This is a genomic window from Nostoc sp. DedSLP03 (assembly GCF_034530815.1).
Lineage (GTDB): Bacteria > Cyanobacteriota > Cyanobacteriia > Cyanobacteriales > Nostocaceae > Nostoc.
Window position 1 is genome coordinate 17,636 of sequence record NZ_JAVRCK010000105.1, and the last position, 9,897, is coordinate 27,532.

Here is a 9,897-nt window from a genome sequence, read left to right on the forward strand (position 1 = left end):
TCTCCGGCTTTGGTTTTGAATTCAGCTATTCTGAATTCTTCTTCAATCATTTACAGTCAGAGTATTGAAAACTGGTTAGTAGATGTATTCTAAGAGGGTGTCTGAAAATTTTTTGGTGTTGTATTCAATACTTGTAGATCCCCCTAAATCCCCCGATACATTGGGGGACTTTGATTCCGGTTCTCCCCTTAAAAAGGGGAGCCAGCGCTGTGGGCGGGTTTCCCGACTTGAGGCGACTGGCGTGGGCTAGGGGGGATCAAGCAAAATATTTAATACTTCTCAGACATCCTCTAAATAAAAAACACTTCTGCAAGCAATAACAGACTAACAAAATATGTCTCACATTCTGGTCGAAAATCTCAGGAAGACTTTCTTTGTGTCTGAACGTTCCTCTGGGCTTTTCGGTTCAATACGAGGACTTGTGCAGCGAAAAACTAAAGAAGTTTATGCCCTCAAAGGAGTTTCGTTTTCCCTGGAACGGGGAGAACTTGTAGGATACATTGGCCCAAATGGGGCTGGTAAATCGACCACGATAAAAATTTTGAGCGGTATTCTCGTGCCTTCAAGTGGAAAATGCCTAATTGGCGGACGAACTCCTTGGAAAGATCGAATTAAGCACGTTAATCGCATTGGTGTAGTGTTTGGTCAAAGAACGCAACTCTGGTGGGATTTACCAGTGATTGAGTCTTTCGATTTGCTGCGGGATATTTATCGCGTTCCGCAATCGGAGTATCGCCAGACACGCGAAGAAATGATTGATTTGCTTGGTCTTGGAAGTTTTCTCTCAACTCCGGTAAGGCAGTTAAGCCTTGGTCAAAGGATGCGATGCGACTTTGCAGCTGCAATGCTTCACAGACCAGAAATTCTTTTTCTTGATGAACCCACCATCGGGCTTGACGCAGTTTCCAAGCTTGCAGTCAGAAAATTTATTAAAGCGCTAAATAAAACTCATCAAGTAACCACCATCCTAACTACCCATGATATGGATGATATCGAGGCATTGTGCGATCGCATAATTATTATTGGTGGAGGTGAAATCCTTTGTGATGGAACTTTAGCAGCATTGCGTTCTCAAGTTTCCTCGCGTCGGTACTTAAGAATCGACTTAGCAAAGGATGATTTCTTTTTTGAAGAAGAAGGAGTCAGTATTATCTCTAAAGAAGGTCGCACTGTAACTCTCGCCTTCGATCCCACAAAGCTTTCTGCTGCATCTTTGATTAGCCGAGTTACCTCACAACATGAAGTAGAGGATCTTTTTGTAGAAAATCCACCTATTGAAGAGATAATTGCGGAACTTTATGCAATTTCAGCAGGAATTGTCCCATGAAAGCATATTGGTCACTGTTTGTTGCTAGATTTACACTGCTGTTGCAATATCGTGCTGCTGCTTTGGCTGGCGTTGGAACTCAGCTTTTCTGGGGGTTGGTAAAAGTTATGGTTTTACAGGCATTCTTTACTCATACAACCTCTGCTCAACCTATGACTTTTCAACAAGCTGTAGGATATGTGTGGCTGGGACAGGCGTTTTTGATGGCAATTGTCCCTTGGGGAGGTGATAGAGATATTCAAGAACTCATCCGAACTGGTGCTGTCGGATACGATCTTCTTCGACCCACAGACCTTTATAATTTTTGGTTTACTCGCGCTTTGGCACTTCGCATAACGCCCCTGATACTTCGTAGCATTCCGCTTCTTGGAGTCACAATTTTTCTTTTTCGCATTTTTGGGCTTGATGAATGGTCGCTTTCTTTTTCACCCTCCTTTGCTTCTTTTGTTGCCTTTTTTATCTCTTTTATTGGCGCAATTTTACTTTCGTCTGCATTAACTATGCTTTTGACTGTATCAATGATGTGGACGATTTCGGGCGAGGGAATTAATAGCATTCTACCTACTCTTGTTAGTATCTTCTCTGGCATGATTGTTCCGTTGCCACTTTTCCCTGAGTGGAGCAAGCCTTTTGTAAATGCACTTCCTTTTTCAGGATTAATCGACAAACCTTTTCGTCTTTTTACTGGAAATCTTCAACCAAACGCCCTATTTAATATTTTGCTGCATCAAACTTTTTGGATAGTTGTCATTGTTATTATTGGGCGTATCCTTGTGAAATATGGGATCAGAAAGCTTGTAATTCAAGGAGGATAAGTCAATAATTCGTAATTCGTAGTTCGTAATTCGTAATTTTTTAAGCATTAAAATAGGTTAGGTAGTTGATTTTAGATAAAAATTACAACGCGACTATGAATGATTTTTTGCTTTACCTTCGATATATTTCTGTATCTTTCAAGTCGCAAATGCAGTACAAAGTTTCTTTTTGGCTGCAAGTCATAGGGCAGCTTTTAGTAACTGCTGTTGAATTTTTTGGAGTCTGGGCACTTTTTAGTCGTTTTAATAGTATTGGTATGTGGACTTTAAATGAAGTTGCTCTATTTTATGGAATAATTAATATTTCTTTCGCCTGTGCTGATGCTCTTGGAAAAGGGTTTGACTCATTTTCAACAATAATTAAAAGTGGAGACTTCGACCGTTTACTTGTTCGTCCACGCACCACAGCAACTCAGCTTTTAGGTAAAGAGTTTACTTTAAAACGAATCGGAAGATTATTTCAAGGGATTGTTGTTATGTGGTGGTCACTTTCATCTCTCCACATCCCTTTAAATTTTAAAACTTTATGGCTTTTAGGCACTTCATTTTTTGGTGGGGTTGCGCTCTTTGTTGGCATTGTTATTATGCAAGCAACCATCACCTTTTGGACTATTGAATCTCTCGAAATTATGAATATTCTCACTTATGGAGGAGTCGAAACGGCTCAGTATCCTCTTGCAATTTATAGCAAGTGGTTTCAGCGATTCTTTACTTTCTTGATACCGCTTGCTTGCGTCAGTTATTTTCCTTTGCTTGCAGTACTTGAAAAAGAAGATGCTTTTTTAGTGCCTTTGTGGTTTTGTTATATATCACCAATCGCAGGCATTATCTTTCTAATAGTTGCGCTCCAGCTTTGGAAAATAGGAGAGCGATACTATTGTTCTACTGGGAGCTAAACAAAATTTTAGGTGTGTACTCAGACGTATTTTAAATGGACAGATTTACTTTTGTTGACACAGTTTGGTTTTATTGCACCGACTTACTTAAATGGGGAATTCCCCATATTTATGCTGATTTACGTGTAATTACATACGCATTATCGAAAAAATGAAGTATAAAGTAACAGGGCAGAAAGAGAGTTAAAAACAAAAATAAAGATTCTTTTTAGAAAAAGTATTTTCGCCATCCTCGATTTCTACTGCCCAACTTTCACGAAACATAGTTGGAGATCATAGAACCTATGCAGCACGTATTTAAGCAAAGTTTTATACTTTCAGTCACTACTGCGATCGCTTTATTATTTGCAGGTTGTGGCGAAAGTAAAGTTGCTCAATGTAACAAAATCATAAAAGTTGCTAATCAGGGATCTACTCTAGGTCAGGAATTCGCAAAAAATCCCAATCCTGCAAAAGGTTCCAAAGCTCTAACTGAACTTTCTGGTAAGATAGATCCACTTGCCAAAGAGATGAAAGCACTGGAAATTAAAGATGAAAAATTGCAAGGTTTTCAAGGACGCTTTATCACACTTTATCAGAACATCAGCAAGCAATTGAATAATGCAGCAACAGCCATAGATAAAAAGAATCTACCAGCAGCAAAGGGCTTTTTGGTATCTCTGCAAAAGAGTAGTAGCGAAGAAAGTTCAATAGTCAATGAAATTAATAACTATTGCTCTGGTAAATAACCAACTCTTGCTCCTACCTCTGCAATTATCAGCGCTGGATTGGTTAATGCTGTGGGATTAATTACCACTCCAGGCCAATAGGTGCGAATGGCTTGACCTTGACGCAGATTTTTGATTTTGAGGGATAGAGCATGAGTTACTGAGGTTATACCAATTCAAAATTCAAAACTTGTACTGAGCGTAGCCGAAGTATTCAAAATTCAAAATTAAGAAAGCCAGACAGAACAAAGGTATGTCCGTATGTATCTGTCGGATTCTTTTTTCAAAGTGGTATTAGATATTGGTCGATGAGTTACTCTGCATCACGATAGTTCCGGTTGGATAACGACTAGTTTCAGACAATTCCAACGTCACGAATAATCCAGAGATACCTGTGTCATAAAAGTCGGCAGGCATCCAGAATTTATCTAGCACCTTTCCCTGGGGATTAATTTTCAGAGTGCCACAGGGAATTTTTTCGCCATCAGCGATCGCCCAAAGTCGATATACTTTTCCTGTGGGGGGAGCTGGCAGATTTTGCACGGCTAGAATCCCCTGTCTTTGTCCTAGATTCACCACAAAGCTACCCGTAGCGGTATCCGACGCATTCACAGCCTTGAGAGAGAAAAGTTGTGTCTGGGACTGTTGCAGTAGGGTATTGATATCACTAGCCATACGGAAATCCTGTCGCAAGCGATAGTTATCCATTCCTAAATATAGAATTAGGAGTGCCGCGACACTACCCATGACGGTGTACCAGAAAAGCCGAGATGGTTTGGGCTGGGAGGATTGGAAAGTCGTGGTAGCGGCAGTCAGAATGGCAGATTGGAGATGAGGAGGCGGTTCAACGCTATTTAAGCTGTAAACAACCTGGTCTAAGGTTGCCTGAAGCCGCTTCACTTCTACCACTAATGCTGGATTTTCTGCCAGCAGTTGCTCGAAAACTTCTAGTTCGGCGCGATCGAGGTCGCCTACAACATAGCCTGCTGCCAAGGTTTCGATTGCTTGAGGAGTAAGGGGTTCAGTCATAACCTTAGTCAATGGAGTGTTGTAAAAGTTGCTTCAGTTTCAAGAGTCCCTGGCGAGTCCAGCTTTTCACGCTTCCCAGGGGTTTATGCAGTTGTTGGGCAATTTCTGATTGGCTCAGTCCGGCATCATACGCCAGTTCGATCACCTGTCGTTGCCGATCTGAAAGCTGCGTCAATGCCTGCCGCACTTGCTGCGATCGCTCATTGAAAACAGCCTGCTCAACCGGAGTAGGCGCGGGGGGTGCAGCAGTAACGTTCTGCCCCCAACGTTGCACCAAATTAAGGGTGCGACTGCGCGATCGCAGTTTGTCGATCGCCCGCGATCGAGTCATGACAATCAGGTAGCGCATCAAATGATCGTGGTGAGCCGGGTCAACCGGACGCTGCCATAATGACAGAAAAATTTCCTGGGTTAGGTCTTCGGCTTCCGGCTGGCTTTGCAAAACTTTCAGCGCCACTCCATACACCACGCTGCCGTAGCGCTCGTAGAGACACCTTAACGCCGTTGGCAGATGTGCCTTCAGGTCATCCAAAAGTGCGGCATCGCTCTTCGATGACGGTTCTGATGAATGGCGATCGCGAGAACTTAGATCCATAGATTCAGGTGAATAGACCGAGGCTAATTTCTCTGCAAAAATGCCTAATGTATCTTGCAGCGTGAGTGCCAATCCTGATTTCATAACTTCTTTTGAGCATAGAGCAAACTTACTCTTATCTCTAAAACGATTGATGAAGCTAATTGGATGAGTCTAGTAGTCTGCCAACCCAAAATTGCTATGTTTGGACTGGGAAAAGGGGAAAGGGGAAGGAATTAAAACATGAGTCCCTTTACCCCTTACCCCTTACCCTTTACCCCGCCAAGGAAACTTGGCGAACTACTAGCGTCGAAATTTTTTAGAAGTCGGTTATTTCGTTCTGATTAACTTGCACCCCAAACCGAACGAACCGCAAACAGCACCCTAGCAAGGACATTTAAAAAGTTTAAATCCAAAATTAGTTGCCAGTCGTCTTAAAGGTAGAGACAAGTAAGTAACCCAGTTAGCATTCTTTTCAGGCAGAAGTTGCAACTAAATTCCTGAGATCGCGCTAATTGCTTACTACCCACTCCTACAGCTTTTGACACTGGCCATTGCACTGCAATGTCCCGACGAAATTTATATCGTCAATTTGCAACGCCCTTCTTTGGCAGTTTGGATTCGACCAATTTGCCTGAAAGTTTGTGCTGCATCCCAGCATTGAAGGTCAGTAAAACCGCTGTAGCCGAACAACTAATCTTAGAGGTAATTCTATGCGACGCTCTATTTCTGTGCTGTTAACAACACTGCTTCTCTCTGCCGCCATTTTGCCTGCTGCGGCGCAGACCCAAACCGCACCAACCAGCTTCAATCCCTACATGGCAAAGCAACCTTCTACAAACCAGCTTAATTCGTTTAATCTGGCAACTCTTGCGTATCAAGGCTACTTAAAAGATCAAGGCATTCCCAGCAATGGTGCATTGATATCAGCGATCGCATCTGGAACGATCGCGGCTCAAGACATTATTCAAGCTGCTGTCAAAGCGAATCGACTACCTGAGCAAGCGTTAAGCGATCGAGGCTATCGCCATAACCTTGAAAATCAATTGCAAGGATTTACAGCAGACTAAAAAACTGGCGTTACTCAATTAATTATGATGAAAAACACATTTCGCAAGTACCATCGGCTAATTGCCACACTCTTTTGTTTGCCATTACTCTTTACTGCTCTGACTGGTATTAGCATTGCTATTGCAGATACATGGTTGCATCAAGAAGAACTGGCTGGATTTTTAATTACTGTTCACACTTTGCAAATATTCAAACTCGATGCCATTGTACCAGTTTTGAATGGGCTAGGTCTAATTGGCTTAGTGGCTACGGGAGTGAGCATGACTGGACTGTTTGCTAAACGCCGTCAACCAAAACGGATGGAAGAACGCTGATGAAATACATTTCTTATTTTTTCATAGCGATCGCCAGTGCCTTCTTGGTCATCCTGTTGTCGTTGTCATCCTGTAGTCCAAACCATAAGGTAACGACTAACCAACCAATGGCGATAAAAGCTCAACCCAAGGAGCAACCCCAAACTACTCAACAAACTGCTGATACTACGGTCAAAATTCGTAATTTCAAATTTGAGCCAGCGAATTTAGCTCTAGCTGTTGGTAAAACTGTTCAATTTATCAATGTCGATGAAGAACCCCACACGGCGACGGCTACGGATGGTACTTTCAACTCTAAAGCACTGGATACCAATCAAACCTGGAACTACACCGCCACTAAACCGGGTACTTATCCCTATATTTGCTCAGTTCATCCTTTTATGAAAGGGACGCTGACGGTAACAAATAAGAAAAACTAACCAGAGGAATACCAATGCAACGCAGAAAATTTATTGAACACGTAGGCTGGACAGGACTTGGCATTGTCTGGGCTGTTGGTGCAAATGGCTTATTAACTGCCTGTCAGGTGGGAGAACCAAATGCTCAAAAATCATCCACGACTTCACCGTTTTCCTTCGTTCAAATTAGCGATACGCACATCGGTTTCAAAAAACCTGCAAATGAACACGTGACCGATACACTTCAGAAAACCATCGATGCAATCAATGCCTTACCCACTCCACCCGCCTTTGTCATTCACACCGGAGATATCTCCCATTTGTCTAAACCAGAAGAATTCGATCTGGCCAAACAACTACTTTCTCAATTGAAAGTCCCACTGTTTACTCTACCAGGGGAGCACGATACGATTGGCGATCGCGGCAAAGCCTACGAGGAAGCTTTTAACCGCAAGGATGTCAAAGAGGGTTTACAGGTTTGGGATCGGGCGGGAATCCACTTTGTCTCTTTGACCAATGTGCTGGACTTTGGGGCAACCGGCACAGGCAAATTAGGTGAGGCGCAACTGGACTTGCTCTCCAAAGATTTGGCAAACCAGAAACAGGATACACCTATAGTTGTTTTCAGTCATATTCCTCTATATGACCTTTATCCCAAATGGGGATGGGCAACTGCTGATTCGGCTAAGTTGCTTTCACAGCTATCTCGCTTTGCATCGGTAACAGTGTTAACGGGGCACATCCATCAAGTGATTGAGCACAGCGAAGGCAATATTCGCTTCCACACTGCTGCGGCGACTGCCTATCCTCTCCCCGCTCCCGGTCACGGCGATCAACCGGCTCCCGTCAAGCTCCCTGAAAATAATCTGTTGGCGGTGCTCGGATTCCGCACAGTTGAGGTAATTTCCGGGAAGGATACTAGAGTTGACCAACATGCTCTAAGCTAGAAATATAATTCAACAAATACTAAGAGCGATCGCATTCTGAGCGCTTTCGGATATAGTCCAATACGATTCAGTTAAAGATTATTGGTCTTTGAAGACGCGATAATCGCGTCTCATATCAGGTTTTTAGGCTTAACTGAACCGTATTGTTATATGAGCAGTGACAAAAGAAAGTTTTACAGACCTTAACTCAATCCTTATTAACCAACAACGCAAGCGAAGAAGCTCTTTTACGCTTGCGTATCGAGACAGCACCAAACATAGTGCAAGTAAACAGCGAACCTAGAATTGTTGAGGGTTCTGGGACAGTATAGACGCTCACCTGATTACTTTTAGATTCTATTAAGGTTAAACGAGTTAACTTATCGAAAGTACGGGAATATTTACCCTTAAAGCTAGTCAAAGCATATTCCTGTGTTCCGCCAAAAGATTTATCAATAGTAGTCTGATTTGAATCAAGAGTTATGTTACTACTCGGTTCAAATACAAAAGTATCATTGTTACCTATTGTTGATAAATTTCCAGAAATCTTGAAAGAGTCTAAAAGATTACCAGTATCGCTGTCGTATAACTGATATAAAAACTCTCCACGAGCATTTGCACGTTCAGTCACGGCATCATCAATGGATGTTTTCAGGTTAAATAAGCCACTGAAATCAAAAGAAAACTCTTTGTCAACTATGAAATCATAACCGATAATCCCAGCAAAGCTTTCCGCCGACCCTGTATAGCCATCACCCTGACCTTGAGCTTGGCTGAAGGACAAATTGGAGGCAGAGTTGTTTGCATCGATATTAAACTTAGCCTCAGCGTTAGCATCAGCAGTTACTTGACCACCTGTGCTAATTGCTGTGGTTACATTATCAGTCAAAGTCCTAACATCTGAAGGGCTAGTACTAAAGTTGTTGATGTTGAATTTTGACTCAGAATATGCAATGGTAGCAGCTTGGCTTGGTAAGGTTGCCAATATCGAAGTAGCGATCGCTGGAGTAGCCAATGCCAAAAAACGCTTTACAATTAAAGTGTAATTTTTCATACAATCTATTGTTTTCTTTAAAATGTTAACTTTGCAAATTTGTTACGCTTGTATATTGACTTACTGATAAGTAAGAACAAATTATAGGCAAGCAGGATGGTCAGCTTGGGAACTTTTCAAGCCATGTTTGTCTTATGTAGAAGAAATCTTCTATTTTAGGACTAAATTTTATTTACCATCAGCGCATTTTTATATAAGTAATAACCGTGTACATAATTTAGTTATTAATTTCAGTGCGCGTTCAATTAGTTACATATTTATACTAATCGTGCATCCACTAGTTTCTTGTAAAGCTAGAGTAAAAAAGAGCATTTTTTAATTGGAATTTACGTAAGGATTCCGTAGGGAAAAGTTCACAAATTCAGTAGGGAGGAGTTCATATAAGTTCATATAAGTGATGTTGGTGCCAGAGCATCCTTTGATGAGCAAGCAAGTCACTGTAAAATCAAGCAACGATCGCCTGTACCAATTGTCGAAGTCGGATTGGTATCAATGCGGTTTGCTTAAGATGCACAATCCCAAGATTCTCCTTAGTCCCCCTTAAAAAGCTACGGTGTACACGCAAGTCCTAAAAACCTAGCTTGATAAGACTTTTCTCCTTCCCAGTCCGAAACTGGGAATGCATTGATTGAATCTCTGACTCAATATCTGACTGGAGGTATAAGACCTTGCACCTCTACGTTAGCGGAGTGCCCCGCAGGGATGGGATATTTTTTTAACTAGAAGTCCTTTAGCCCACATTCTGCAGGTTAGTTAGCAAAGCAGATAATATTTTCGACAGGGAGC

11 protein-coding genes are annotated in these 9,897 nt (G+C 42.0%); 8 read left to right on the forward strand and 3 right to left on the reverse strand.

What is annotated here, in order from left to right; genetic code table 11:
* Window positions 1–334 precede the first annotated feature (334 nt).
* The 4 genes from RM368_RS32740 (at window position 335) to RM368_RS32755 (ending at window position 3,766) form a co-directional block, all read left to right on the forward strand.
* The gene (locus RM368_RS32740) at window positions 335–1,327 is read left to right on the forward strand and encodes an ABC transporter ATP-binding protein (RefSeq protein ID WP_322697920.1); all 993 of its coding nucleotides are present in this window, start codon (window positions 335–337) and stop codon (window positions 1,325–1,327) included.
* A complete protein-coding gene (locus RM368_RS32745) occupies window positions 1,324–2,142 on the forward strand; it encodes an ABC transporter permease (RefSeq protein WP_322697921.1) in 819 nt (272 codons plus the stop codon). Before RM368_RS32740 ends, RM368_RS32745 begins: the two co-directional genes overlap by 4 nt.
* Window positions 2,143–2,291: 149 nt before the next feature.
* Window positions 2,292–3,038 (forward strand): ABC transporter permease, encoded by a 747-nt coding sequence (locus RM368_RS32750; RefSeq protein WP_322697922.1) that lies wholly within the window; start codon window positions 2,292–2,294, stop codon window positions 3,036–3,038.
* 284 nt (window positions 3,039–3,322) lie between these two features.
* On the forward strand, window positions 3,323–3,766 hold the full coding sequence (locus tag RM368_RS32755) for a hypothetical protein (protein ID WP_322697923.1): 444 nt from the start codon (window positions 3,323–3,325) through the stop codon (window positions 3,764–3,766).
* A 273-nt stretch (window positions 3,767–4,039) separates the two neighbouring features.
* Here the strand turns inward: RM368_RS32755 and RM368_RS32760 are convergent, their stop codons facing one another.
* Both RM368_RS32760 and RM368_RS32765 read right to left on the reverse strand, forming a co-directional pair.
* On the reverse strand, window positions 4,040–4,774 hold the full coding sequence (locus tag RM368_RS32760; protein ID WP_322697924.1) for an anti-sigma factor: 735 nt from the start codon (window positions 4,772–4,774) through the stop codon (window positions 4,040–4,042).
* 4 nt (window positions 4,775–4,778) lie between these two features.
* Window positions 4,779–5,453 carry a sigma-70 family RNA polymerase sigma factor gene (locus RM368_RS32765; RefSeq protein WP_322697925.1) on the reverse strand — a complete coding sequence of 225 codons (675 nt, stop codon included), beginning with the start codon at window positions 5,451–5,453 and terminating at the stop codon, window positions 4,779–4,781.
* 608 nt (window positions 5,454–6,061) lie between these two features.
* On the opposite strand from RM368_RS32765, the gene RM368_RS32770 reads away from it, so the two are divergent.
* Genes RM368_RS32770 through RM368_RS32785 form a run of 4 tightly spaced genes read left to right on the forward strand, consistent with a single transcriptional unit; the run spans window position 6,062 to window position 8,078 of the window.
* Window positions 6,062–6,418: a hypothetical protein gene (locus RM368_RS32770; protein ID WP_322697926.1), complete on the forward strand. Its 357-nt coding sequence runs from the start codon at window positions 6,062–6,064 to the stop codon at window positions 6,416–6,418.
* A 24-nt stretch (window positions 6,419–6,442) separates the two neighbouring features.
* On the forward strand, window positions 6,443–6,733 hold the full coding sequence (locus RM368_RS32775; protein ID WP_322697927.1) for a peptidase: 291 nt from the start codon (window positions 6,443–6,445) through the stop codon (window positions 6,731–6,733).
* Window positions 6,733–7,152, forward strand: a complete 420-nt coding sequence (locus RM368_RS32780; protein ID WP_322697928.1) for a cupredoxin family copper-binding protein — start codon at window positions 6,733–6,735, stop codon at window positions 7,150–7,152. The genes RM368_RS32775 and RM368_RS32780 overlap by 1 nt, the downstream gene beginning before the upstream one ends.
* A gap of 14 nt (window positions 7,153–7,166) precedes the next feature.
* Window positions 7,167–8,078, forward strand: a complete 912-nt coding sequence (locus tag RM368_RS32785) for a metallophosphoesterase family protein (RefSeq protein WP_322697929.1) — start codon at window positions 7,167–7,169, stop codon at window positions 8,076–8,078.
* 187 nt (window positions 8,079–8,265) lie between these two features.
* On the opposite strand, the gene RM368_RS32790 is transcribed toward RM368_RS32785, so the two are convergent.
* On the reverse strand, window positions 8,266–9,111 hold the full coding sequence (locus tag RM368_RS32790; protein WP_322697930.1) for a PEP-CTERM sorting domain-containing protein: 846 nt from the start codon (window positions 9,109–9,111) through the stop codon (window positions 8,266–8,268).
* Between the last annotated feature and the right edge of the window lie 786 nt (window positions 9,112–9,897).

Excerpts from the sequence above, each read along its gene's own strand:
- RM368_RS32750 (WP_322697922.1), top strand. The coding sequence starts at position 2,292 with ATGCAGTACAAAGTTTCTTTTTGGCTGCAAGTCATAGGGCAGCTTTTA.
- RM368_RS32775 (WP_322697927.1), top strand. The coding sequence starts at position 6,443 with ATGATGAAAAACACATTTCGCAAGTACCATCGGCTAATTGCCACACTC.
- RM368_RS32765 (WP_322697925.1), bottom strand. The coding sequence starts at position 5,453 with ATGAAATCAGGATTGGCACTCACGCTGCAAGATACATTAGGCATTTTT.
- RM368_RS32745 (WP_322697921.1), top strand. The coding sequence starts at position 1,324 with ATGAAAGCATATTGGTCACTGTTTGTTGCTAGATTTACACTGCTGTTG.
- RM368_RS32785 (WP_322697929.1), top strand. The coding sequence starts at position 7,167 with ATGCAACGCAGAAAATTTATTGAACACGTAGGCTGGACAGGACTTGGC.
- RM368_RS32755 (WP_322697923.1), top strand. The coding sequence starts at position 3,323 with ATGCAGCACGTATTTAAGCAAAGTTTTATACTTTCAGTCACTACTGCG.
- RM368_RS32770 (WP_322697926.1), top strand. The coding sequence starts at position 6,062 with ATGCGACGCTCTATTTCTGTGCTGTTAACAACACTGCTTCTCTCTGCC.
- RM368_RS32780 (WP_322697928.1), top strand. The coding sequence starts at position 6,733 with ATGAAATACATTTCTTATTTTTTCATAGCGATCGCCAGTGCCTTCTTG.
- RM368_RS32760 (WP_322697924.1), bottom strand. The coding sequence starts at position 4,774 with ATGACTGAACCCCTTACTCCTCAAGCAATCGAAACCTTGGCAGCAGGC.
- RM368_RS32790 (WP_322697930.1), bottom strand. The coding sequence starts at position 9,111 with ATGAAAAATTACACTTTAATTGTAAAGCGTTTTTTGGCATTGGCTACT.
- RM368_RS32740 (WP_322697920.1), top strand. The coding sequence starts at position 335 with ATGTCTCACATTCTGGTCGAAAATCTCAGGAAGACTTTCTTTGTGTCT.